Consider the following 24,053-nt stretch of genomic DNA (forward strand, 5'->3'; position numbering starts at 1 on the left):
CGGGGAGTTCTCGTATGTTTGACCCGCTTGCTGCCGACCCGCCGCGCGATCCTGACTTTCCGGCCACCACGCCGGCGCTGACGTTCGACAGTGGGGGCGCGTCCTTGCTCGGTGTGTTGCACGTGCCGGCAGGCCGGGGGCCGCACCCTGTCGTCGTGCTACTGCACGGATTCCCCGGCAACGAACGCAACTTCGATCTCGCGCAGGTGCTGCGCCGTGCGGGCTACGCGTCCTTGGTGTTCCACTATCGCGGTTCTTGGGGCGTCGGCGGCTCGTGGTCGTGGGGGCACGTGCTGGAGGACACGGCAGCGGTCGTGGCCGGACTGCGCGACCATGCCGCCGCTCACCGGCTGGATCCGCAGCGGCTGGTGTTGATCGGTCATAGCCTGGGCGGCTTCGCCGCGCTGATGACCGCGGCCGCCGAACCGTCCGTCGCCGCCGTCGCCTCGGTGGCCGCGTTCGACTTCGGTACGGCAGCGGCGCTCTGCCGTACCGACCCGAGTGTCCGGGCGAGCTATGTCGAGGCGTTCACCGGCGAACTCGGTCCCCTCCGGGGCACCAGCGGGGAAGCCCTCGTCGGCGAGATGGAGGCGGCGGGCGACTCATGGCGGCTGGCCGGACTCGCACCGCTGCTGGCGGACCGCCCCGTGCTCCTGATCGGCACCGGCCTCGACACCGTCACGCCGTACGACGTGCATCACGAACCAGTCGTCACGGCCTACCAGGCGCAGCCCGTCGAACACCTCGAACACCACCTCTTCCCGACAGACCACGCATTGTCGGACCATCGCGTGACCCTGACACGTACGCTCCTGGGCTTCCTGGCACGGTGCCCGTGAGGCAGGCGCAGTGGCAGGCGCTGCGGTTGGCTCTCGGCACCGCCTCGGCGCTCGGGCTGGCGCGCTTCGCGTATGGCCTGCTTTTGCCGGCCATGCGCGAGGACCTGCGCTGGACCCTGGCTGAAGCGGGGGCGATGAGCACCGCCAACGGCCTCGGCTACCTCCTCGGCGCGCTGGTGGCCGCCGCGATCGTGCGCCGCTGGGGCACCGCCGCCGCCTTCCGCATCGGGATGGCACTCACGGCCGTGTCGCTGGCTGCCACCACAGCGAGCGACGCCTACCCGGCGCTGCTGGCCGCGCGGGCCGCAGCCGGAGCGGCGGGGGCGGTGGTGTTCGTCGCCGGCGGTGTGATCGCCTCGCGCGTCGCCGCCCGCGCGGCCTCCAGCTCGCCCATCACCGTGTACTTCGCCGGCACTGGGCTGGGCATCGTTGTCAGCGGTGTGAGCGTCCCCGCGTTGGGGGAGCACTGGCGCCTGGCCTGGGTCGGCCTGGCCGTCGCCGCCGCGCTGACGACCGTGGCGAGCTGGAGCGCGGCGAGCACGGGCGAGGACGCGCATGCCGCCGCGGCCGGCCGGGTCCGCATGCGCCCGCTGTGGGGGGCCGCCCTGGCCTACCTGCTGTTCGCCGCCGGGTACATCACCTACATCACTTTCCTGTCCGCCTACCTCGCCGACCAACACGCCTCGCTCGGGCAGGTGGTGCTCACCTGGACGGCACTGGGCCTGGCCGTCGTTGCGGCGCCTGCGCTGTGGAGCCGCCCCACCGCCGAGTGGGCCGCCACCCGGGCATTGGCCACCCTGCTCGCGATCCTGGCCGGCGGAGCGGCGCTGGCGCTGGCAGCACCCACGCCACCGGTCATCCTCGCCTCTGCGATCATCTACGGGGCGACATTCATGGGCGTTCCCGCCGCCATCACCGCCCTCATCAAGGGCAACGTCCCGCCCGCCGACTGGACCGCCACGCTGGCGGTCTTCACCACGGTGTTCGCGGCCGGGCAGACCGCCGGGCCGTGGATCGCCGGCATGGTCGCCGATCACACCTCGACCGAGGCCACCCTGGCGTGGACCGCGATCCTGTGCGCCGCGGCCTCCGCGATCGCCATCGCCGGAGGCCGCACACGCCCCGGCGCACCCCGGCCTGGCGCGGCACACAACTGAGACGTGCGTCTGACACCGGCGACCCGACACACACCGCGCATGCGGTCGACGTTCTCCCGGGCAGCCCCTCACGAGCCACCAGACACCAAACCCGACAAGAGGAAGCGAGAAAGATCATGGGCAACTTCGTGCTCATCCCAGGGATGTGCCACGGCGGCTGGTGCTTCGAGGCGCTCACCGGCGAGCTTCGCGCGCAGGGGCATGCCGCCTACCCGCTGACGCTGACCGGGCTCAGCGAGCGCAGCCATCTGCTGCACGGCGGAGTGAACCTCGATACGCACATCCAGGACGTGACCAGTTTGCTAGACGCTGAAAACATTCAGGATGCGGTGCTGGTCGGCCACAGCTACGGGGGCATGGTGATCACCGGTGCCGCCGACCGCGCACCCGAACGAGTGAATGCCCTGGTCTACCTGGACGCCATGGTGCCGGAGCCCGGCGACTCCACCTGGACCCTCGTCTCCGACCAGGAGCGCCAGTGGTACATGGACGTGGTGGAGACCGGCTACGCGGTACGGCCACTGCCCTTCTTCGACCCACGGGCCACGCCCCACCCACTGGCCTCGCTGCTCCAGCCGCTCCAGCTCACCAGCGACCTCGCGCACATCCGCCGCAGGGACTACGTGTACGCCGCAGGATGGGACGGCCAATCCCCGTTCACCCCCGTCTACCAGCGGTTGCGCGAAGACCCCTCGTGGCGGACGTACGCGCTGGACAGCGGGCACAACCTCATGCGGGACGCGCCGCAGGACCTGTTGAAGATCCTGCTCCAGGTCGTAGACCCTGCTGATGGCGAGGATCGGGACAGCTCCACCGCGCGGGCTGCCACCAGAGCAGTCACCACAAGACCTTCGCTGGCCAGCCAAGCGTAGCGCCGAAGCAGCGCCGCGCTCCGGCGCTCTGGGAAGCCCCTCCGCACCCAGCCATTCGCTCACGCTCAGGGCCATCCTTCCCATCCGGCGAATCGACAGCTGAGAGTGCGCGTTCCTCAGCGCCTGCGGGCGGCGGGATCGCGTCCGGCCTGCCAGCGCGCGAGTGCTTCTCCGGAGACCCGGGCATAGCGGGCCAGTGAGACGACTGAGGTATGCCCGGAGTAGGCCGGCAGGGTGGAGGTGTTGGCGCCGTCCTCGGCCGCGTGGGTCAGCGCCGAGTGCCGGAGTTGGTGCAGTGTCCAGCCGCCGGTGGCGCTCTCGAACAGCTCGGCCGCCCGACGATAGGACAGCCGCGCCTTCCCACTGTGCCCGCATCGACATCGGCCGGCGGCAGTTCCACCCGGGCCCACCGGTCGGTGGTGAACACCGGCCCGCTCCGGCGCCGGGCACCTCACCACGCACGCCATCGGCCTCATCTGCCCTGAGCCGGTCCGCGCCAACGTGCGTACGCTGAACCAGGCGATCTGGCCATCACCAATAACAGTCCATGGCCCCGGCGCCGGCTCGTGCTCCGTGAGCCTGAGGTCGGGACCGTACCCAGCGCTTGGGCCGTTACGGCGATCAGCACGATCGCCACGGCTTGCTGCCCATGGCGCCGAGCACACCAGCAGCGCACCCGATTCATTCGCTCAAAAGTTCGATACTACGGTCGTCGCTGACGCCCGACCCAGGGCGGCACAACTGTCCTCTGTCACTGAAGGCTAATCATTGTCACCGAAGGTTGATGACCGCTAGTTTCGTGACACCGAAGATTGAGTGACGCATCGCCAGTCGTCAGGAGTGACGGTGGAGGAACTCGCGGTTGCGCACGGGGATCCGGATCTCGGTGCGTTTCAGCTGGACTTCTATCAAGACGGAGTACGGTGTCGCAGGCTGCTGGGAGTCAGCTGGAGCGTCCGGTTCGAGCACGTGCCGCCGGTGCGGGCCTTCGGTTGGGCCAAGAGGAGATTTGGGTCCGGCTGATCGACGAGCACGACATCTTCGTCCACATGATGGCGTTGATCAACTACGCCACTGCCTACAGACTTCGTCGTGATCGACGATCAGCCATCGCAGCGCGGGGAGCGTGATCCCGTCCTCTGTGACGACCTCGGCAAGCAGTGCGCTGTGAGCAATAGTTGGCGGAGCCGACGCCAGGCAGCTCGCAACCTGAGCCCACCGGCGCAGTCTGACAGGATAGTGGCCCGTGATCGACGATTTCGCGAAAGATAACCTGCACGAGAGACTGCGGCGGGACCGCAAGGCGCTGCTCTGGAAACTCGACGGCTTGTCCGAATACGACGCCCGCCGACCTTTGACAGCGACCGGGACCAACCTCCTCGGCCTGGTCAAACACGTGGCCACCGTCGAGGCCAGGTATTTCGGCGAGGTCTTCGACCGCCCTTCCCCGGAACCGCTGCCCCGGTGGCAGGACTCCAACGGCAGCGATCTGTGGGCGACCGAGGACGAGACCCGCGATCAGATCATCGGGTTCTACCGGCGCACGTGGGAACACTCGGACGCGACGATCAACGAGCTTCCCCTCGACGCCCCCGGCCACGTGCCGTGGTGGCCGGAGTCAACGCCGGCCTGGCACACGAACCTGTTCGCCATCATGCTCCACGTCCTCAGCGAGACCATCCGGCATGCCGGACACGCCGATATCCTGCGCGAGGGCCTCGACGGCCGGACCGGGTTGCGCGCCGAACACGAGAAGCAGATCGACGAGGAAGCCCGTGCAGCCTACTGCGCGAAGATCGAGCAGGCCGCCAGGTCGGCCGCACCAATCAAGGCTTAGCCACAATCGCGGCACCGTGGGCCCCACCAGCAAGATCACATAAACGCCAAATGTCGGAGTGCTGCGACGCGCCCCTTAACGACCTCGAGGCGCTCTCCGCACGCTCGGTTCTTCTTGGGTCCGGGCTACGTTCGGTCAACTTGACCTACGTGAAAGAAGAGATCATCGTCCTCTGACCTGCTGGAAGGGTCCTCCAGCCCTAGATAACGATGGCACTTGCTCCCGTGAGCTGATCCGCCTGCTGTTATCTCGCTCGCTTCGTCACTCAAACTTCGATGGCACACGCTCAACCTTCGCTGTCACAGGACAACAACCGTCCTATGACGGCGAAGAGTGAGCGTTGTCACTGAAGATTGACGACCAGTAGGTTCGTGCCATCGAAGTGTGAGTGGCCCGCTCTCGGGACGGAGGGTTGAAGGCGGACAGCGCACAGATTGCCTTCCGACTCGAGCGGGGCTCAACGGGGTTCCGTCACTTCAGCGACCCACCGCTGCCAGAGACCGATCCTCGGGTGTGTCGTACCGCCTGGTACGCCGCAGCCCGCGCCGCCCGCGGGCAGGTCGGGACTTTACGGAACAGCAGTACCCGCAGAACTTTCACAGCGCCACGATCAACGATCGAGCTGGAGAGCACGTTGCGCTGTTCCACGCTCAGTACCCGCTGATCGCCTTCGTGGACGACCGACGCTACTGGTACAACGACGGGTTCCAGAACCCACCCGCCTGGGCGGCCTCCCTCAACGACTTCGGCTTCACCGTCTTGAGCGCGTCGCTGCTCATGTCACCGCTGACAGAGGCGGACACTGCTGCTCTGTCCGCCGCGGAGTGGAGGCAGATCAAGCTGACAGCTGCCTGGATGGGGGAGACCGCAGACGAGCTGCTCCTCAAGGAGCACGCCTGGCTGCCCGCACTCGCCCCGGGCCTTCCGCTGCCGGTTCCCGTCCCGCAGCGCCTCGGCGAGCCTTCCGCTCGGTTTCCGCGCCCCTGGATCGTCACCACCTGGCTGCCGGGCGAGCCCGCCGACCGCGCCCCCGTCACGCGCGGCGCGGAGGCGGCCGACGCCCTGGCCGCCTTCCTGACCGCACTGCACCAGCCCGCCCCCAATGAGGCGCCCGCCGGCCAGGGCGGCCGCGGAGCGCCGTTGGCCGAGTGCTCCGGCGGGTTCGCCAGACAGCTCGCTGAGGCCATCGAGAAGGGGCTGATCCCCAACCCGGATGCCGTCCGGGCAGTTTGGGAAGACGCCGCCGCCGCACCCGCGTGGACAGGCCCCGCGCTCTGGCTCCACGGTGACCTGCATCCGGCCAACGTCCTCACCCAGGACGGCACCATCTGCGGTGTGATCGACTTCGGCGACTTGTTCGCCGGCGATCCGGCCTTCGACCTCGCCGCCGCCTGGGCCCTGCTGCCAGACGACACCCTCGACCGCTTCCACGCCGCCTACCGACCGGCTCCGGACGCCGCGACCCTGCGTCGCGCCCGCGGATGGGCAGTGCTGCGCGCCTTCAGCGGCATGCTCATCGGCGAAGCCGGCGTTCGCGGCCGGCGAGGTGGCAAGGCCACGTGGGGCCCACCCGCACACGCCGCACTGCGACGCCTCATCGCAACGGCCCATCGCTGATCGCCTCTTACACGCTCGAATACCTTCGCGCCGGACCCCACCATGCTCGGCATGGTGGGGTCTACTTGCCTGACGTGCCTGACAGGCCTTCAAGCAGCTGACCAGCTCTTTTGCTTGACTACCCAAGATAACGATCGCTCCCACGATCCCGGCTGCCTCCGAGGGGTACACGCTCGCTCCCGAGAACGTGAATACTCATTTCGAGATCGCCGATGAGAATTCCCGTTTCCAGTCGGTACAGAAGCCGGTTTGGCTGCGCGGCATAGAGTTCGTGTCTCTCATACCTGAACGAATGCGGGACGACCCCCACAGAAGAGGTCCGGAACGAATTCCAGCCTGCCGGCATCATCGTGTGGCGGGGGCCATGCGCAGCTGGAGGGTCAGCAGACCTGTCTGCGATCTGCGAGGGGGAGTGACGCGATCCCGTGATCCCGGTGAGCGAGCCGGGAGCGCTCCGAACGGCCTCGACCGGGAGATCATCGACGGGCATGCCGGTCGGCCTGTCAGTCGAGGGCTTCGGTATAGCGGCGGGCGAGGGTGCGGATGTGGGCGACCAGTTCGGGTGGGCCGTCGACGCGGAAGTCCATCATCAGCATGCTGAGGTAGATGGCGATGGTCTCCAGGGCATCGGCGCCGGTGACGAGGATGCTGGTGTGGGAGTCGACGGCTTCGACGACGCCGACGGCGGGGTTGATGCGGGCGATCACGGTCTCGGCGGGGGCGAGGACGGTGACGCGGGCATGGACTTTCCAGCCGGTCTGCGCGACTTCGCGCAGGACGAAGGCGACGAGGTCGTCCTCGGGCAGGGAGCGGGCGGCGAAGCGGCGGGACCCGGACCGTACGCGCGTCAGGTCGGCGACGGGCAGCGCCCGCCAGGCGTGCGCGCCGAGGTCGTAGGCGACCAGGAACCAGCGGCGGCGCCAGCTGATCAGGCGGTAGGGCTCGACCTCGGTTTCGGTGTCGGCGCAGGTCGCCAACAGGGTCGCGCCGTCGCGGATCGCGCCCGCGACAACAGTGAGGGTGTCGGCGGACACCGGGGCGTCCGGTTCCCGGGAGCCGACCGTGGCGGGCCCGACGGCGGTGGCCGATCGCAGGGCGGCTACTTTGCGCTGCAGGCGTTTCGGGAGGATCTGCTGGAGCTTGGCGAGCGCCCGGGTGAGGCTGGTGTCGATGTCCGCGATCCCGGTGGAGCCGTCCTCGGCCAGACCGACGGCCAGTGCCACGGCCACCGCCTCGTCGTCGTCGAGCAGCAGCGGGGGCATCTTCGTGCCCTGTCCGAGCCGGTATCCGCCTACCGCGCCGCGCGCGGCGTGCACGGGATAGCCGAGTTCGCGGAGGCGCTGAATGTCATGCCGCAGTGTGCGTTCGGTGACGCCGAGGCGCTCGGCGAGTTCGCGGCCGGTGGAGGACCGGTCCTGCAGCAGGGACAGCAGGCGCAGCACTCGGGATGTCGTCGGAGCCATCGTGTTTTCACCCCCGGGAATCATTAGGAACGAAAATAGCCTAATAGGCCCATAGCCTGGAGTCGCAAGCAAGGAAGAGACCGAAAGGCGAGATCATGAACACCACCACCGCCACTGTCACCTCCCTGCGGCCGGTCTGGCGTGCGGTGCTGGCCGCCTCGTACCGGGCGCTGGAGGCCAGCGTCGCGGGTGTGCGGGACGACCAGTGGGACAACGCCACCCCATGTTCGGAATGGACGGTCACCCAGGTGATCCAGCACGCCGCGGGCGACCAGCTCGCCTACGCGAAGATGCTCGGCATCGGGAAACGGTCCTGCCTACGACCCCTTCTCGCCTTCCGGCGCTGTCGACGGCACTGCGGCGGAGCTGGTGAAAGACGCCACCGAGCAGACCGCCGCGGCGTGGGCGACGGTGTCCGACGACACCGAGACCGTCCCGACGCCGCTGCCGCACGGTGACCTGCCCACACCGGTCGCCGCGGTCATGTGCGCGCTCGACGCCGCTGTGCACGCATGGGACATCGCGACCGCCACGGGGCAACCGTCCCCGCTCGACGACGAGCTCGCGGGCCACCTGCTCGCCGCCGCGCAGGGAACCGTCGAACCGCTGCGCCAGTGGGGCGCCTACGCTCCCGTGGTCGAGGCCGCTGGCGGGCATTCCTCCACTCCGGTCGCCGACGACCTGCTCCGCTACCTCGGCCGCACCCCGCGCTGACGACCGATCCACTGGCGCCGCACCGCGTGGTCACCTGCTAAGGATCTTGACCGGCCACCGGATATCTGAGTTGATCACGAGGTTCCCATCTGCCCATGGTCATGCTCAGAGCGGAGTACACGTGCGCTTCTCACCCTCAAAACGGGCCCGTCGATTAATCGCCCTCATGGGTTCCATGACCATGACGGCCGGGCTCGTCGTCGCCGCGGCGCCCGCCGGCTCGGCCGCCGACTCGATGACCGACCTCGGTGTTCGCTTCAGCATCGGCGACCACAGCGAGGTGGTCACGGGAGGAGACAAGGTCTTCGTGACCGCCGGGGACCGCGTCGTGGTCACCGACACCGAAGGCGTGCTGCTCGGCGCGGTCACCGGTCTCGCAGGCGTGGAAGGTCTCGTGGCGGCACCGGACGGCGCCCACGCGTACGCGGCGCTGCCCGGCTCACACGAGGTCGTGGAGATCGACGCCGCCGCCCTGGCGGTCACCCGGCGGATCGACTTCACGGCCTACCCGTGCCCGACCGACCTGGCACTGTCCGGGGAGACGTTGTGGACGGCCCATGGGTGCGAGTGGTTCACCGGCGGTGTCACCCGTCTCGACGTGTCGGCCCCGGCCCCGCAACCGGTCGCGGTCGTGACCGGGCAGGCCACCGCGCCCACGATCGCCGCCGCGGGGAACACCCTGCTGCTCGGCGCTCCTGACGCCGCCGCCGTGGCCGACGTCCTGGTGTACGACGTGAGCGCCGGTTCCGCCACGTTGCGCGGTGAGATCGACGGGGACAGCCCGGCCACGAACTCCCGCCCGGGGCTCGCCATCACCCAGGACGGCTCCACAGCCGTCCTGGCATTTTCGAGCGGGTTCGAGTCCTGGGACCTCGCGAGCCTGACGAAACTCCGGGACTACGGCAAGGACTCGGGGGTCCTGGGCCAGGTGGGCGGCTTCGCCGTCAGCCCGGACGGCGACCACCTCGCAGGCGGCTGGTGGCTGGGGCGAGGCGTCGAACTGTACGACGTGGCCACGGGAGCGATCACGTACACGCAGAAGGTCCCCAGCGGATGGCCGACCCCCAAGATCCTGGCCATGGTCATCGCCGGCAACGATGTCTTCAGCGTCCTTTACACCTCCGGCACCACGAACCTGCGCCTGTGGCGGCTGGAGGACGCCACCCTGCTGCCGTCGGCCGTGACCCTGTCGGCCCCGGAAGGGGCGACGGCGCTGGAACCCCTCACACTGACCGGTCGGCTCACCCTGCCCGAAGGCATGGCCCCGGGCCTGCGATCGCTGGCGGTGACCCGCCGTCTCCCGGATGGGACCAGCACGGCGCTCTTCCACGCGAAGACGAGAACGGACGGCACGTTCACCATCAGCGACACCCCGCCGACGGCCGGCACGGTCGGCTACGACGTGAGCTGGCGCGGTTCCACCACCGTCCGCGGCAGCACGGCGTCGGTGTCCGTCGACGTCGTCCGTCAGTCGGCATCGCTCACCCTGACCGGCCGCACGGACCTGGTCATCGGGAACGGGCTCAGAATCTTGGGCACCCTGAAGTTCGGCGATCAGGCGCCCACCACCGGTCCGTCGGTGACGGTGATCCGTGCGAACCCCGACGGCACCAGCACGGAGCTCGGTACGGTGCAGGTCTCCGAGACCGGGGGCTTCAAGATCAGTGATCGGCCCGTCCAGGAGGGCGAGTACATCTACAGTGTGGAGTTCCTCGGCGACGATGTCGCTGCCGGCGCCAGTGACGCCCTGTTCGTCACGGTGCGGGCTGGGAACGTCTAGCCGGGTCGAGTGATTGCCACATCCTTCTCCGTGGATGTGGGCGGACGCTGATGTCAGCCCTGCCCGGTCTTTTCGGCGCAGGGCACCCGGTTCAGTCCGGCTGATCCAATGCGGGCCGGTCGGCATGCGCACTAATCAGCTGCGTCCCGGTAGCGGGGTATCGGTCTGGGCCCCGCCCACAGGGCTGGAAGCTAAGATCAGGTTGGCCCGCAGAACGAATGAGAGTGAGCTCAGCATGGCGCGCGCCCTCGCTTTGTCGGTGTTATTGCTCGCCTGCCTGACCTCCGGGGGTTGCACCGCCGACACAACTCCGCAAGGAATCGACCGCAGGGCGCTCATCTGGGTGAATGCACTGGCCGTGGCTCGGCCCGATTACCAGGTGGTGCATGAAGAGCAACTGCTTTCCCGGGCCTACCGGGAGCACCGGGACACCGTTCGCGTCGCGGTGGAACCCAGATGGCCAGGATGGTCGCACTCCGAGGTGTTCGGGCGGCAGAACCTGGAGTTGCGCCTGACTCCGGACGGCCACGTCAGCATGCCGGTCCTGCGGCACTGGAGGCTCACCGATGCCATCCAGGTTCCCTTCTCCAGCGCGGAAACCCAGGCCCAGACGACTGAGGAGGCGGTGGCCCGCCTCGAGGAACTCGCACGGGTGGAAGACTTGAAAGTGACGGTAGTGGTGGGCTTCAAAAAGCCGCTGCAAGAAAGCGAGGTGCGGCAGGTCTGGAAAATGATCCCGGATGTGGGCCTGTTCTCCCCACCCGTCAATAGCGGCGGCCTGCCGATATCGTGGGACTACTCGGGATACTGTAATGCTCGTGGCCTCGATGACTGCAATCCTGATATCAGGGATTCGCTGACCTCGGTCTTCAGAAGCTGGACCGACGAGCTGACAACGGAAGACGGAGCAGCGCTGGCCTCGTTCGGCCTCAACCTCCCCGAGCTGCGAACCAGGGCAGCGCAAGGCCTGTGGTACGGAATGATCGGCACCACCTGGCCCGACCATGTGACGACGATTGTCAAGGATCCGCGAGTAAGCGTGGTCGAGATAGCGCAGGTGGCGTTCTAGCCTCGATCTTCCGCGCGGCCGGCAGGACGGAGGCGCAGCCGTGACGCGGCGGCCGGAGCGTCGGCCGTGGTCATCGCGACGCCCATCAGGTCGCGAACAGCCGGAAGGTGAGGCTGATGCGCGGGTTGTTGAAGGGGTGACCGGCACAGCGTGCGGCACGGTCGGCGATGGCCGCGATCCGCGGAGGCATGTCGACGGAGTCGTACCGCTGGCCGGAGTAGTTGTACGGCACGCCGAAGCTCGCGGTGCGCCGCGCACGCATGCGGTCGTCCCAGGCCATCTCGGTGAGGAGAAAGGTCAGGTCGGCGTCGCCGTCCGGCAGGACGGTCGTCAGGTGGGTGATGTCGAGGGGAGGCTCGGACATGACGTTCTCCATCGCGGTGAATCGAGCCCGGAGACGCACGGCGAGCCCGGCGTCGCCGGTCGCGCGTGCGGAGGAGCACGACCCGGACTGTACAAGGCACCGGATCATGACCGCCATCGCTTTGAATCTCAAGCTCGCCGGTCGGTCCGCCAGCATCGGCAGACCGTCACACTGCGGCGACTCAGGGCCCGGTCCGTTGGCGTAATGCGCCGACCTTGCATCGTTATGAGGCGGTGTGTCGGAACGCCGGTCCGTGGGAGGCACGCGTGCCTGTTCTAGGGCCGGTGCATCCCGAGGACCCGCGGAAGGTGGGGCCGTATCGGTGGGACCGGCCGGTGACGTGTTCTGCCTGGGGGCGGTGCTCACGTTCGCCGCCACCGGGACCGGGCCGTTCGGGAAGGGGCCGTGGCAGGGGCTAAGGAGGCGGCCGGTGGGCGTGCGGGGCTTCGGTCAGTAGTAGCCGGTGATGACGGCGGAGTTGAAGCCGCGCGTCTGGCCGCTCCGGAAGTCGACCAGTTCGATGCGGCCATACAGCTCGTCGATGTAACCGTCGAAGTATCCGTCGTCCTCGTTGAGCTGGGCGAAGGTCGCCACCCGGTCGAACTCGGCCGACAGCCCGCCGTCCCATGCGGCGCTCCAGGTCACCGGTACGGACACCAGGCCGTTGTCATAGACGGGGTCGTCGCCGAAGATCTTGGCCGAGAACTCCTCACCGGGGTGATCGATGATGGCCTGGGCGTCCGCGCGGCTCATGGCCACGTCGATGCCGAGGTGGACGGCGATGTTCCCGTCGTCCTGCCGGTCGAGGCTGAAGCAGATCGTGTGGCCCGTGCCGCCCGTGCACGTGTTCACGGGGGGTGGGTCGGCCGACGCGGGGCCTGCCAGTGCGACGGCGGCCACGAGGACCGCCGAGGTGACGATCAGCATCCGGCCGATGCGGCCGGACCGCTTCCTCTGGATCGGGGAACGATGGACACGGTGGTCGGCGCCCATAGGAGGCTCCTTCAGTCAGGCGGCCCCGAAGCCGCCGATCCGGTCGTCTACCTTTAGGCGTTCCATTCAGTTCCATCCCGTTCCGGCGACGTGCATCCGCGCCACGACGGGCCCTGAGGCAATGTGGACCGACGGGATCTCGAAACCCGAACTCCTGCTTGCAAGGCAGGTGTGATGCCTTTTCACCATCAGCCCTTGGTGTTGCGCTATGGAGTTGTCAGAATTCCCGGCGGGGGAAAGAGAGAAAGGCCGCCCTGAATCTCCGCCCGGCGTTTCCGTTGTCTCGACGTTAAAGGCCGGCACGGCGGCCGTGCCACTTGTTTATCCGGCGGATGCCGGCGGGCGCGACGGATACCGGCGAGCCGGGCCGCGTCATAATCAGTGGACAGCGATCATGTCTCTGGCCATCGTGGGACCATGCGACAGGAAGAGATCTGGGACGTCGAGACGGCCCAGCGTTATGACACGCCGGGCATCGGCATGTTCGCACCCGAGGTCCTGGGGCCGACGGTGGACCGTCTCGCCGGACTCGCGGGCGGCGGCCGGGCGCTCGAATTCGCCATCGGAACCGGCCGGGTGGCCGTACCGCTCAGCGAGCGGGGAGTGCCCGTCACCGGCATCGAGCTGTCCCAGCCGATGATCGACCGGCTGCGGACGAAGGCGGACGACGCGAAGATCCCCGTGATCGTCGGTGACATGGCCGCCGCGACGGCCCCGGGGGACTACACGCTCGTCTACCTCGTCTTCAACACGATCTCGAACCTGCTCACCCAGGCCGAGCAGGTCGCGTGCTTCCGCAACGCCGCCCGTCACCTCACTCCCGGCGGCAGGTTCGTCATCGAGCTCTGGGTGCCCGAGCTGCGCAAGCTCCCACCAGGTCAGGAGGCCACGGTCTGGCACTGCGAGCCCGGCTACATCGGCCTGGACACCTACGACGTGCTGCGCCAGCACGTCGTGTCGCACCACTTCAGGTTCGACGGCGGCAGACGGGCCGAGTTGTCCCGCAGTCCGCACCGCTACATCTGGCCGGCCGAGCTCGACCTCATGGCCCAGCTGGCCGGGTTCGAGCTGGAGTCCAGGCACGCCGACTGGGACGGGGCCGAGTTCACCGCCGAGTCCCGTTCGCACGTGTCCGTCTACCGCATCCCCCCGAACCGCACCTGAACCCCGTGCTCTGAGCAGGCGCCCTGCGGCAGGGTTCGGCAACCGTCGCAATCACGGGCGCGCGTTTGCGACAGGCGCCCAGTGCTCCGCAGAACGGTCGTTTGTACGGTTCGTCGCATGGCATCCCTTTTAACCGCGTCATCGGCGGCACAGGCATGAGCCCGCTACGTCGCAGGACGGCATTCGGCGTGGGACTGTTCGCCGCCGCGTCACTGCTCGTATCGCAGGGTCCGATCACGTCCGCCGCGGCCGACAGCCGGCCCGGCATCGTGGTGGAGAACGGGGTCACGCAACCGGTGTTCGGCTACGCCGACGCGATCCGCGAGCACGTCTGGGTCGACGCCCCCTTCGACAGCGACCATGACGGGGCCATGGACCAGATCTCGGTGGACATCATGCGTCCACGGGCCACCGAACAGGGCCTGAAGGTTCCGGTCATCATGGACGCCAGCCCGTACTACTCCACCCTCGGCCGGGGCAACGAGTCCGAGCTGAAGCAGGACACCGACGGCGACGGCCTGCTCGACAAGTGGCCGCTGTTCTACGACAACTACTTCGTGCCCCGTGGATACGCCGTCGTCCTGCTGGACATGGTGGGCACCAACAACTCCACCGGCTGCCCGACCACCAACGGCACGCCGGACAACCTGTCCGCCAAGGTCGCCATCGACTGGCTGAACGGCCGGGGCACCGCGCGGGACGCCGCCGGCAACGTGGTCGCCTCCCCCCGCTGGCACAACGGCAAGACCGGGATGATCGGCAAGTCCTACGACGGCAACCTGGCGCTCGCGACGGCGGTGACCGGGGTCAAGGGCCTCGCCACGATCGTCGACATCGCCGGCCCGTCGAACTACTACGACTACACCCGCAAGAACGGCGTCGTGACCCGCTCCAACCACTACGTGGCGAGCCTCGCGAACACCGTCACCGACCCCGACCGGCGCGAGCACTGCGCTCCGGTACGGGCCGAGATCAGCGCGGCGGACGGCGACGCCACCGGCGACTACTCGGACTTCTGGGCGGAGCGCAACTACGTCAAGGACGTCGCCAAGGTGCGGGCCAGCGTCTTCATGGTGCACGGCCTGAACGACGACAACGTACGGCCCGATCACTTCAGCCAGTTCTGGGCCGAGCTCGCCAGGCACAACGTGCCGCGCAAGCTGCTGCTCTCGCAGGAAGGGCACGTCGACCCGTTCGACTTCCGCCGTACGCAATGGGTGGACACGTTGCACCGGTGGTTCGACAACTGGCTGCAGGGCGTGCCCAACAAGATCACGAAGGAGCCCCGGGTCGACATCGAGCTGTCGCCGGACGTCTTCGAGTCCTACCGCGACTGGCCCATTCCCGGCGCGAGGGAGACCAGCCTGTGGTTCCAGCCCGGTGCGGTCGCCGGCGGCCCCGCCGGCCTGTCGGTGAAGCCCGTCAAGGGCAACCCGGCCGACCTGACCTTCCAGGACAGCCCCACCCAGAACGAGACCCAGATGGTCAGCGACACCTCCAACGTCGGCCCGAACCGGCTGGTGTTCCTCTCCGAGCCGCTCACCGCGCCGCTGCACGTCTCCGGAACCCCGGTCGTACGGCTGAACGCGTCGGCGGACCAGACCGACACCAACCTCGGCGCCGTCCTGGTCGACTACGGCCCGCAGACCCGGGTCAGCTGGGAGACCTCCGGTGAGGGCATCAGGACGCTGACCACCGAGGACTGCTGGGGCGAGAGCAGCCCGAGCGACGACGCCTGCTACAAGCAGACGGCCAAGAACGTCGTGACCAGCGACCGGGAGCGGATCAGCAAGGGCGTCATGGACGCGCTCAACCGGAACTCGCTCACCACTCCGGAGCCGCTCGTCCCGGGCCAGAAGTACGACTTCGACCTGCCGTTGCTGCCGGTCGACCACGTGTTCGCGCCGGGCCACCGGATCGGCCTGGTCGTGGTGGGCAGCTACCGCAGCTACTCCAGCGTCGCGGACCAGACCCGGGCGAACATCAGTGTGACGACCAAGATCAGCAATTTCCGGCTGCCGCTGGTCGGCGGTCGCCACGCCGCGAGCCAGGCCGGCCTCTGACCCGAATTCACTCCCGACGATCCCCACGTCCCGGCCGGTGGTGCCGCACCGGCCGGGACGGCCTTTTCCGCCCTCCCCACGGAGGCGCAGGGCCCGCGCTCACCGGTTGACCTCAACCGCACGCGAGGTTGCACAGTCGGGGGCATGGGAAGCTTCGAAATCGGCGTCATCCTGCCGGGCGTCAACACACAACGTGAAAGCGGCCTCGACCTGCGCGCGGCCGCCCGCCATGCGGAAGACGCGGGGCTGGACGGGGTCTGGCACGGGGACCATCTGGCTGTCGGCGGGCCGACCCTGGACGCGCCGATCGCGCTGGCCACCGCCGCCGCGGCCACCTCGGCGGTCAGGATCGGGGTCAGCGTGTTCGTCCCGGGGATCCGCCCGCTGGTCTGGGCCGCCAAACAGGTCGCGACCCTGCAGTACGTGTCCGGCGGCCGCCTGGTCCTGGGCGTCGGTTCGGGAGGCGGGCCGTCGCAGTGGGCGGCGGCCGGGGTGCCGTACGAACGGCGCGGCCCCCGTACGGACACCGCCCTGGAACTGCTGCCCGAGCTGCTGTCGGGCGCGGAGACCCGGCTGCCGGACGAGCCGGGGCGGCCGGTGGTCACGCTGGCTCCCGCTGCCGCCATGCCGCCCGTGTGGGTGGGCAACGCCTCGCAGGTGGCCATCCGGCGGGCCGCGCGGCTGGGCGACGGATGGTTCCCCTCGCTGATCCCCCCGCGCGAGCTGGCCGAAGGGCGGGCCCGGCTGGTTGCACTGGCCGGGAGATACGGGCGGCCCGTTCCGGTCATCGCGATCGGCGGTGCCGCGGCGCTGGGGGCCGGGCCCGGAGTGCCGTCCCGGGCCGACCTCGCGGCCGGCATCAGCGGCGCCTACGGCCGCCCGCTCGACGAGGTCATGGACATCCCGCTCACCGGCCCTCCGGGCGAGGCGGCCGAGAAACTGAACGCCTACCGCGAGGCCGGGGCGGACCACGCGGTCATCGGGATCTCGGGGGGCGACTGGCGGGCACAGGTCGACCTGCTGGCGGAGGTACGGGACCTGCTGCGCGGCTGACAGCGCGAGCTATGAGCCCTGGCGACCCGACAGTTCCGCCGCGCCGTGGCGCAGGCCGTCGATGACCAGGTCGAGGAGGCGGGTGGCGCGGGCCTCGCCCTCCGGCCCGGGGCTGACGCGCCACAGGAATCCGAGGAGCAGCAGGACGTCGTCGGGGTCGGCGTCGGGCCGGATCGCCTTGCCGTCCTTGCAGGCGTCGAGCAGGGCGGTGAGGGCGCCGATGACGAGACGGTAGTTCTCGTCGGCCAGGCGTTCGTCGGTGAGGGCGTGCAGGACGCCGGCCAGACCGTGCTTGATCCGCCCGTAGTAGGCGAGCCTGTCCAGCCACCGGCGGAGCGCCTCCAGCGGCGGATGTGTCCGCAGCAGCTCTGGGGCGTGGGCGGCGAGCTGTTCCACCTCGTGGAGGTAGACGGCCACGATCAGGTCCTCGCGGGTGGGGAAATGCCGGTAGAGGGTGCCGGGGCCGACGCCCGCCCTCTTGGCGATGGAGTTCAGCGAGGCGTCGCTGGAGGCGGTCAGCACGTCCCGGGCCACCTCGATGAGGTGGGCGCGGTTGCGGCGCGCGTCCGCCCGTACCGGTTCGTCCCGCTCCTTGGCAGGCGTCATCGTGTCGTCCTCCGCAGGGTTCCGCTTGCGTACCGGAGATGTCTCCGGTACGTTCGAGGTCAATTCGGAGACCTCTCCGGTACAGTAGCGCACCCTCCGCCGTATTCAGGAGCGACCCCGCCATGCCCACTGCTCAGCAACCCATCACCGACACCCCGTTCGACGCGGCCAGCACCGCCGAGGACGTCATCGACGGCATCGACCTGACCGGCAGGACCGCCGTCGTCACCGGCGGCCACTCCGGCATCGGCCTGGAGACGACCCGCGTCCTGCGCCGGGCCGGAGCCCGGGTCGTCGTCCCCGTCCGCCATCCCGGCAGGGCGGCCGAGGCCCTACGGGGAATCGACGGCGTCGAGATCGAACGGCTCGACCTGATCGACCCGGCCTCGGTGGACGCCTTCGCCGAAGCCTTCCTGTCCTCCGGCCGCGCGCTGCACATCCTGGTCAACAGCGCGGGCATCATGGGCGTCCCGCTCACCCGCGACGCGCGCGGCTACGAGTCCCATTTCGCCACCAACCACCTGGGCCACCACCAGCTCGCCGCCCGGCTGTGGCCGGCCCTGGTCCGGGCGGAGGGAGCACGGGTCGTCGCCCTGTCGGCCGCGGCGCACCGCCTCTCCCCCGTCGTCTTCGACGACCCCCATTTCGAGGACCGCGAATACCACCCCATACTCGGCTACGGCCAGTCCAAGACCGCCAACATCCTCTTCGCCCGGGAGCTCGACCGGCGCGGAGCCGGGCAGGGCGTCCGCGCCTCTCCGTCCACCCGGGTTCCATCCTGGGCACCAACCTCAGCAAGCACGCTCCGCCGGAGGCGCTGCGGGCGATGCGCCTCCTCGACGAGGACGGCAACCCGATCATCGACCCGTACACGGGCAAGAAGACCGTCCAGCAGGGGGCCTCCACGGGCGTGTGGTGCGCGGTCAGCCCCCAGCTTGCGGACAAGGGCGGCGTGTACTGCCTGGACAACAACATCGCCACGATCGCCGATCCGCGCGAGTACGACGCGTGGCAGTACGGCACGGCGGAGGTGCCGCCCGCGGGCGTGTCACCGCACGCGGTCGATCCCGTGGCCGCCGCCCGCCTGTGGGACCTCAGCCGCGCCCTGACCGGCGCCGACCTGGACTGACCGACGGGGGAGGCGACGAAGGCGGCCCTACCGCACCAGGCCGATGCCGGTGAAGGAGCGGTCGTACTCGGTGAACGACTGGTCGTTGTACGGGGCGTAGATCCAGGTGCGCACCGAGTCGGCCTTGGTGTCGATCTCCAGCATGCGCACCGGGTTGGTGGTGTTGGAGTGGAACGTCTGCATGAAGGAGTAGATCTTGTTGCCGTGCACGCCGGTGTCCACCCGGTTCGCCGCGATCCCGGTGTGCCCGGAGAAGACGAACTTGACGTTCGCGTACTGCTTGACCAGGTTGTCGAACAGGTACTGCGGGCTGGTGGCCCCGTAGCTCGCGCTCTGCTCGATGGCGCCGTTCCCGTCGATGTAGTCGTGCGTGACGACGATGACGTTGTGCCGGGGATGGGCGGCGACGACGCCCTTCGCCCAGGTGACCGCCTCGGCCCGCGGCCACAGCTCAAGGGTCAGCACGAGCCACTGCAACCCTCCGGCCTCGTACGTCGAGTACGAGTTGTCCACCTTGCCCTGCTCGAACTGTCCCCCGACCGCGCCGAACCGCGCGGCGGTGAAGTAACGGTTGAACACGGTGGTGTCCCGGACCAGCTCCCGGGTGCGGGCGGGGTCCCTGGCGGAGCCGCCGACACCGGTGGCCTGCGTGTCGTGATTGCCGATCGCCAGCGAGTACGGCACCTTCGCCGCTTCCAGCGCCCGCATCGCGTTCTGCGCGATGACGTACTGGGAGTGGTCGGGGGTGTCCCAGTTGACGACGTCGCCGGAGTGCGTCACGAACCGCAGGTCCAGCGCGGACTTGTTCCTGGCCAGCCAGTCGGTGCGGTTGCCGAAGCGGGTGTCGGACGCGTTCAGCACCTCCTGCTGGGTGTCGGGCATGACCGCGAAGCTGAACGTGGTGTCGGTGACGCCCGGCGTCTCCATCCGCGCGTACGCCAGGTGGACGTTGCGGTCGCACGACGCCGTCCGCAGATCGTTGACGAACTGGATCCTGACCTCATGCCTGCCCGCGGCGAGCGCCGAGCCCACCGGGTAGGTACCGTACTGGGTGGCGCTGACGATCGTGGTGTCACCGGCGACCCTGCCGTCCACCGTCACCCGTACGGTCGGCCAGCCCTCGCAGTTGTCACCGATCGCCCCGATCGCCACCCGGCCCGAGCCCTCGATGACCGTGGTGGCGTAGCTGGAGTCGCTCCACAGCGACGCCTGCGTGCCGGACGCCGGCACCGGCGTGCCCGTCGCCGGCCGGATCGCCCCGTCGACCACGCTGAACTGCGACGTCGTGTCGGCACTCGCCACGCCGTGCACCCCGCCCGCCAGCACCATCCCCGCGATCGCCGCTACGATCGCGGATCTCACTTCTCTGAACCGCATCGCCCGATTCCTCCCTGCACGTCACGTCCGCTGCTGGACACGTGGATGCTAGGCAAGATCAGGTACGCCAGAGCAAAGATCTCGAACACGGTGCGGGTACTCCGGTTGTACGTCGCGCTCCCTCCCGAGCAAGCCCCTGCCGGGCCGCCGTCCCCACCCGACCGGCCAAGCGGGCTCAGCCCGTGGCCACCTCCCGTACGGCCCGGACGAACTCTCCCACCAGCGGATTGACCGTGCCCGTCGGCCACGCCAGCGCGATCCGGAGCGGCTCGACGTCGGTGATCGGCAGCCACTTCAGCTCCGGGTGCGCGTAGTACTCGGCCATCGAGCGCGCGCCGATGCACACCGCCGCTCCGGTGGCCACGTGCTCCAGCATCTCGTCGACGTTGTCGTTCTTCGGCCCCCACACCGGCGCCGACCCGTCGGGACGCGGATTCACCGCCCACCAGTCGACCCACGCGGCCGGGGCCACCTCCGTCCACCCGATCGGCTCCTCGCGCAGGTCGGCGATGCCCACCGACTCCCGCGCGGCCAGCCGGTGGGTGGAGGCGACCGCCACGCACCTGGGCTCCGTGGCGACCACCTCGCTGCGCAACCCGTGCAAATCAGCGGGAAGCCATACGAAGGCGACGTCCACCTGCCCGTCCCGCAGCGCCTGCGTCTCGCCCGCCCACTCGAACCGTTTCGGCTCGACGGTCACCTCCGGACGGCGGGCGGTGAGGGCGGCCCGCGCCCGCCGCGCGAGCGGGCCGCCCCCCGCGACGACGAACCCCACCCGCAGCACGTTGCGGCCGGCCGCGGCGGTGGTCCGTACGAGCCGCGTCGTCTCCTGCCACTCGGTGAGATGGCGGCGCGCCGCGGCCAGCAACTGCTCACCGGCCGGCGTGAGCCGGACCCCGGGCCGGGTGAACAGGTCGGCGCCGAGCCGCTCCTCCAGCCGCCGGATCTGCCGGGACAGCGACGGCTGCGCCACGAACAGCTCCTTCGCCGCCTCCGTGAAGCTCAGCCGCTCGGCGACCGTGACGAAGTAGCGCAGCACCCGGGTATCCACGTCCATGCCTGAAATGTATGAGCACAGGTATTGGCCCGTGGCATCCACCGGCTGGTTGCCTGTCGGCATGACCACGCACAAGTCCCCCCAGACCCCGTCGAGAAGGAACCTCCTCACCGCGGGCGCCACTGCGGTGGCCGCCACCGCCCTCTCGACCGGCACCGCCCTCGCAGCCGGCACCACCCCCGCGCCCCAGCGGACACGGGACCGGTTCGCCGGCAAGGTCGTCCTGATCACCGGTGCGACGTCCGGCATCGGCGAGGCCACCGCCCGCGCGTTCGCGGCCGAGGGGGCGACGGTGTTCTTCTGCGGCCGGCGCGAGGCGCTCGGCAACCAGGTCGCGGCGAGCATCCGGGCCGCGGGCGGCAAGGCCACCTTCCGGCGTGCCGACGTCCGTGAGGAGGACCAGGTGCGCGACTTCGTCGAGGCGTGCGCGCGCCGCCACGGCCGGATCGACATCGCCGTCAACAACGCCGGGATCGAGAGCCCCCGCGCGGTCCGCCTGCACGAACAGACGCTCGCCGACCTGGAGGCCGTATGGCGCACCAACGCCGCCGGCGTCTTCCTCGCCATGAAGTACGAGCTCCCCCGGATGCTGGAGCGGGGCGGCGCCATCGTGAACACCGCGTCGGTGTCCGCCGAGGTCGGCTGGGCCACGATCGCGCCGTACAACGCCAGCAAGCACGCCGTCGCGTCGCTGACGAAGGTCGCCGGCCTGGAGTACGCGGCCGACGGCATCCGGGTGAACGCGCTGGCACCCGGCGCCGTGGACACGCCCATGCTGCGGCGCGCGGCCGAGGCGTTCGGGGTGACGTACGAGCAGATCGCCCAGGACTACCCGATCAAGCGGATCGTGGGCGCCGACGAGATCGCCAGGGTCGTCATGTTCCTCGCCTCGGACGACTCCAGCGCCGTCGTCGGCCACGACCTCGACACCACCGGCGGCTATCTCGCCCGCTAGGTTCGCCACCGTCGTTCTGGCTAGCCCTGGGCCGGAGGAACCACCCGGATCCCGAAACCGTACGAGCCGATGGCGCCGGCGATTCCCAGAAAGAGCAGGCTGTAGTGCTCCTGGCCCCGAGCCGTGGTGATGCCTCCCAGGTCCAGCAGCGACTCCGTGGGCCAGCCCAGCTCGTTCAGGAGCCCGGCGACCGTGTGTTTGGCCTCGGCGTCATCCCCCGAGAGGAAGATCGTGCTGGGGCCTTCCAACGAGCCGGGCGCGACCATGAGCCGTGCGTCGATGGTGCAGAGCGTCTTGACGACCATCGTGTCCGGGAACGTTCGTTGGATCTCCTCTCCCAGGCTCTCTCCGGGATGAGAGAGGGCGCCGTCCTCCGTGAAGCCGACCGACACGTCGAGCAGCACCTTCCCCGCCAGCGCAGGGGCGCCTATCCCGGTGAGCAGCGGCACGGAGGCGGTGCCGGGCGTCGCGTTGACCACCACCTCCGCGCCCACGACGGCCGAGGACGGGTCCACGACCGGTACGTCCTTCCCCAGCGCGGCCGCCAGCTCGGCACGCCATTCCGTGTCGTCCGACCGCCGCGATCCCAGGACGACGTCATGGTCCCCGCCGGCCCAGCCGACGGCCAGCGCCCGTCCTACGTTGCCCGTTCCGAGAATTCCGATCTTCATGGCGTTGACGCTATGGCGGTCGCACCCGCTGCCGCCTCGGGCCACAGCCGGGTATGTCGTACGCCCTTGGTCGTAGGACCTCGCACCCGGCTCCTGTTACCGGTACACCAGGACGGCCCTGTAGCCGCCACTCGCCGCCTGCACCTGGGCGGAAATGATGGTGTATCCCTGCTGGACACGGATCTGGTACTCGAAGATGAGGATCTGCTGGGCGATCATCTGGCTCGTCACGTCCGACCTCCACGTGCAGGACGGATTACAGACCTGAGGCAGGGTCACGGCCGCCGACGATGCTGCGGTGGCTGTCGAGGGTGCGACCACTGCGCCGAGGCCGCCGAGAACCAACGCGAGTCCGGCAACGGTGTGTCTACGCACGGCACGTCCTTTCGCTCGAAGCGGGATGACGTGAATCTACGCACGGACAACGCGCGGCCCCAGGGCAACAACCGGCCATGCACCGGGCATTTCACGCCGGCCGTGCTCACGCGCGCAGCTTGACCACGTACCGGTAGCGGTCGCCGCGGGCCGCCGAGCGGGTGTACTCCACCGGCCGGCCCGCCCGGTCGTACGTCCACCTCCTGATGACGATCAGCGGGCTGCCGAGCGGGACGCCGAGCACGCGGGACTCCCGCTCGTCGGCGGCCTCGGCGTGGATGCTCTCCGTGGCCTCGGCGACCTTGGTGTCGAGGTCCTCGGCGAGCGAGGCGTAGAGCGACTGGCGCCGGGACAGGACCTCGGGGTCGATGCGGGAGCCGATGCGGTCGGGAAGCCACGAGTCCAGCAGCGCGAAGGGCGCGCCCGAACCGGTCCGCACCCTGCGGATCAGCCACACGACCTCGGAGGGCAGGAACCCGAGGATCTCCAGCGGCGGGCTCGGGTCCCGGCGGATCTCGACCTCGCTGATGCCCGGCTCCAGCCCCAGGTCACGCAGCAGGGCGGTGAAGCTGCGCAGATTGCCCAGCGAGTGGCTGATGCCGATCTCCGTGTTGACGTAGCTGCCAGAGCCGCGGCGCCGGGTGATGAGGTTGGCCGCGACCAGGCGGTCCAGGGCCACCCGCACGGTGTTCCTGCTCACGCCGTACTCGTCGGTGAGCGCCTCCTCGGATGGCAGGCGCTCGCCCGGTTTGTACCGGCCCTCCAGGATCTGCGTACGTAGAGAGTCAGCGACGATCTCGTGCGCATGGCGCTTGGTCATGCGGGTCCATCTCCCCTCGCTCGCGAAGCCGGCGCAGAACGAGGTACCAGTGAACGGTCAACGCGCACAACTTATACC

At 69.3% G+C, this 24,053-nt stretch carries 24 protein-coding genes, 1 tRNA gene and 1 pseudogene; 15 read left to right on the plus strand and 11 right to left on the minus strand.

Annotated elements, in window-relative coordinates; all coding sequences use genetic code 11:
- The first annotated feature begins 14 nt into the window (after positions 1-14).
- From BLS95_RS19855 to BLS95_RS19865, 3 genes are all read left to right on the plus strand, one after another.
- A complete protein-coding gene (locus tag BLS95_RS19855) occupies positions 15-839 on the plus strand; it encodes an alpha/beta hydrolase family protein (RefSeq protein ID WP_090933311.1) in 825 nt (274 codons plus the stop codon).
- Complete coding sequence (locus BLS95_RS19860) at positions 830-1,996, plus strand: YbfB/YjiJ family MFS transporter (RefSeq protein ID WP_245765164.1); 1,167 nt, start codon at positions 830-832, stop codon at positions 1,994-1,996. Before BLS95_RS19855 ends, BLS95_RS19860 begins: the two co-directional genes overlap by 10 nt.
- Before the next feature lie 116 nt (positions 1,997-2,112).
- Entirely contained in the window at positions 2,113-2,868 is a 756-nt protein-coding gene (locus BLS95_RS19865; RefSeq protein ID WP_090933313.1) for an alpha/beta fold hydrolase, read from the plus strand.
- A gap of 116 nt (positions 2,869-2,984) precedes the next feature.
- On the opposite strand, the gene BLS95_RS19870 is transcribed toward BLS95_RS19865, so the two are convergent.
- A complete protein-coding gene (locus tag BLS95_RS19870; protein WP_218135865.1) occupies positions 2,985-3,278 on the minus strand; it encodes a tyrosine-type recombinase/integrase in 294 nt (97 codons plus the stop codon).
- Positions 3,279-4,114: 836 nt separating this feature from the next.
- Here BLS95_RS19870 and BLS95_RS19875 point away from each other — a divergent pair.
- Both BLS95_RS19875 and BLS95_RS19880 read left to right on the plus strand, forming a co-directional pair.
- Positions 4,115-4,705 carry a DinB family protein gene (locus BLS95_RS19875; protein WP_090933317.1) on the plus strand — a complete coding sequence of 197 codons (591 nt, stop codon included), beginning with the start codon at positions 4,115-4,117 and terminating at the stop codon, positions 4,703-4,705.
- Positions 4,706-5,377: 672 nt separating this feature from the next.
- The gene (locus BLS95_RS19880; protein ID WP_245765165.1) at positions 5,378-6,322 is read left to right on the plus strand and encodes a phosphotransferase; all 945 of its coding nucleotides are present in this window, start codon (positions 5,378-5,380) and stop codon (positions 6,320-6,322) included.
- A gap of 503 nt (positions 6,323-6,825) precedes the next feature.
- Here BLS95_RS19880 and BLS95_RS19885 read toward each other — a convergent pair.
- On the minus strand, positions 6,826-7,785 hold the full coding sequence (locus BLS95_RS19885; RefSeq protein WP_090933318.1) for a helix-turn-helix transcriptional regulator: 960 nt from the start codon (positions 7,783-7,785) through the stop codon (positions 6,826-6,828).
- A gap of 95 nt (positions 7,786-7,880) precedes the next feature.
- Here BLS95_RS19885 and BLS95_RS59840 point away from each other — a divergent pair, with 95 nt between their 5' ends.
- The 4 genes from BLS95_RS59840 (at position 7,881) to BLS95_RS19905 (ending at position 11,348) form a co-directional block, all read left to right on the plus strand.
- Positions 7,881-8,243, plus strand: coding sequence for a maleylpyruvate isomerase N-terminal domain-containing protein (locus tag BLS95_RS59840; RefSeq protein ID WP_090933320.1), 363 nt, complete (start codon positions 7,881-7,883; stop codon positions 8,241-8,243).
- Positions 8,155-8,499: a DinB family protein gene (locus tag BLS95_RS19895; RefSeq protein WP_176993255.1), complete on the plus strand. Its 345-nt coding sequence runs from the start codon at positions 8,155-8,157 to the stop codon at positions 8,497-8,499. The genes BLS95_RS59840 and BLS95_RS19895 overlap by 89 nt, the downstream gene beginning before the upstream one ends.
- Positions 8,500-8,674: 175 nt before the next feature.
- Positions 8,675-10,279, plus strand: a complete 1,605-nt coding sequence (locus BLS95_RS19900; RefSeq protein WP_143043802.1) for a YncE family protein — start codon at positions 8,675-8,677, stop codon at positions 10,277-10,279.
- A 235-nt stretch (positions 10,280-10,514) separates the two neighbouring features.
- Positions 10,515-11,348 (plus strand): hypothetical protein, encoded by an 834-nt coding sequence (locus BLS95_RS19905; RefSeq protein WP_090933326.1) that lies wholly within the window; start codon positions 10,515-10,517, stop codon positions 11,346-11,348.
- Positions 11,349-11,433: 85 nt separating this feature from the next.
- Here BLS95_RS19905 and BLS95_RS55770 read toward each other — a convergent pair whose 3' ends face one another.
- The 3 genes from BLS95_RS55770 to BLS95_RS19925 all read right to left on the minus strand — a co-directional run bounded on the left by BLS95_RS55770 (position 11,434) and on the right by BLS95_RS19925 (position 12,900).
- Entirely contained in the window at positions 11,434-11,712 is a 279-nt protein-coding gene (locus tag BLS95_RS55770) for a hypothetical protein (RefSeq protein ID WP_176993279.1), read from the minus strand.
- A gap of 450 nt (positions 11,713-12,162) precedes the next feature.
- Positions 12,163-12,705: a hypothetical protein gene (locus BLS95_RS19920; protein WP_090933332.1), complete on the minus strand. Its 543-nt coding sequence runs from the start codon at positions 12,703-12,705 to the stop codon at positions 12,163-12,165.
- A gap of 124 nt (positions 12,706-12,829) precedes the next feature.
- Positions 12,830-12,900: transfer RNA gene (locus BLS95_RS19925), tRNA-Ala, on the minus strand.
- 222 nt (positions 12,901-13,122) lie between these two features.
- On the opposite strand from BLS95_RS19925, the gene BLS95_RS19930 reads away from it, so the two are divergent.
- From BLS95_RS19930 to BLS95_RS19940, 3 genes are all read left to right on the plus strand, one after another.
- Complete coding sequence (locus BLS95_RS19930; RefSeq protein WP_090933334.1) at positions 13,123-13,869, plus strand: class I SAM-dependent DNA methyltransferase; 747 nt, start codon at positions 13,123-13,125, stop codon at positions 13,867-13,869.
- 155 nt (positions 13,870-14,024) lie between these two features.
- Complete coding sequence (locus tag BLS95_RS19935) at positions 14,025-15,932, plus strand: CocE/NonD family hydrolase (protein WP_090933336.1); 1,908 nt, start codon at positions 14,025-14,027, stop codon at positions 15,930-15,932.
- Between the two features lie 144 nt (positions 15,933-16,076).
- A complete protein-coding gene (locus BLS95_RS19940) occupies positions 16,077-16,985 on the plus strand; it encodes an LLM class flavin-dependent oxidoreductase (protein WP_090933338.1) in 909 nt (302 codons plus the stop codon).
- 9 nt (positions 16,986-16,994) lie between these two features.
- On the opposite strand, the gene BLS95_RS57995 is transcribed toward BLS95_RS19940, so the two are convergent.
- Positions 16,995-17,591, minus strand: coding sequence for a TetR/AcrR family transcriptional regulator (locus BLS95_RS57995; RefSeq protein WP_090933340.1), 597 nt, complete (start codon positions 17,589-17,591; stop codon positions 16,995-16,997).
- Between the two features lie 269 nt (positions 17,592-17,860).
- Between BLS95_RS57995 and BLS95_RS59545 the strand changes: the two are divergent.
- A pseudogene (locus BLS95_RS59545) lies at positions 17,861-18,262 on the plus strand (SDR family NAD(P)-dependent oxidoreductase); the annotation flags it as partial.
- A 155-nt stretch (positions 18,263-18,417) separates the two neighbouring features.
- Entirely contained in the window at positions 18,418-18,720 is a 303-nt protein-coding gene (locus BLS95_RS59550; protein WP_342742736.1) for an SDR family NAD(P)-dependent oxidoreductase, read from the plus strand.
- A 27-nt stretch (positions 18,721-18,747) separates the two neighbouring features.
- Here BLS95_RS59550 and BLS95_RS19955 read toward each other — a convergent pair whose 3' ends face one another.
- Together BLS95_RS19955 and BLS95_RS19960 are read right to left on the minus strand one after the other, a co-directional pair.
- Positions 18,748-20,097, minus strand: a complete 1,350-nt coding sequence (locus BLS95_RS19955; protein ID WP_090933342.1) for a carbohydrate-binding domain-containing protein — start codon at positions 20,095-20,097, stop codon at positions 18,748-18,750.
- Positions 20,098-20,272: 175 nt separating this feature from the next.
- Positions 20,273-21,154 carry a LysR family transcriptional regulator gene (locus BLS95_RS19960; protein ID WP_090933344.1) on the minus strand — a complete coding sequence of 294 codons (882 nt, stop codon included), beginning with the start codon at positions 21,152-21,154 and terminating at the stop codon, positions 20,273-20,275.
- Positions 21,155-21,215: 61 nt separating this feature from the next.
- On the opposite strand from BLS95_RS19960, the gene BLS95_RS19965 reads away from it, so the two are divergent.
- The gene (locus BLS95_RS19965; RefSeq protein ID WP_090933470.1) at positions 21,216-22,109 is read left to right on the plus strand and encodes an SDR family NAD(P)-dependent oxidoreductase; all 894 of its coding nucleotides are present in this window, start codon (positions 21,216-21,218) and stop codon (positions 22,107-22,109) included.
- Positions 22,110-22,129: 20 nt separating this feature from the next.
- On the opposite strand, the gene BLS95_RS19970 is transcribed toward BLS95_RS19965, so the two are convergent.
- From BLS95_RS19970 to BLS95_RS19975, 3 genes are all read right to left on the minus strand, one after another.
- Complete coding sequence (locus tag BLS95_RS19970; RefSeq protein WP_090933346.1) at positions 22,130-22,780, minus strand: NADPH-dependent F420 reductase; 651 nt, start codon at positions 22,778-22,780, stop codon at positions 22,130-22,132.
- A gap of 96 nt (positions 22,781-22,876) precedes the next feature.
- Positions 22,877-23,011, minus strand: a complete 135-nt coding sequence (locus BLS95_RS59045; protein ID WP_281250014.1) for a hypothetical protein — start codon at positions 23,009-23,011, stop codon at positions 22,877-22,879.
- Between the two features lie 250 nt (positions 23,012-23,261).
- On the minus strand, positions 23,262-23,975 hold the full coding sequence (locus BLS95_RS19975) for a GntR family transcriptional regulator (protein WP_090933348.1): 714 nt from the start codon (positions 23,973-23,975) through the stop codon (positions 23,262-23,264).
- Between the last annotated feature and the right edge of the window lie 78 nt (positions 23,976-24,053).

The sequence above is a fragment of the Nonomuraea jiangxiensis genome (assembly GCF_900099965.1).
Taxonomy (GTDB): Bacteria; Actinomycetota; Actinomycetes; order Streptosporangiales; family Streptosporangiaceae; genus Nonomuraea; species Nonomuraea jiangxiensis.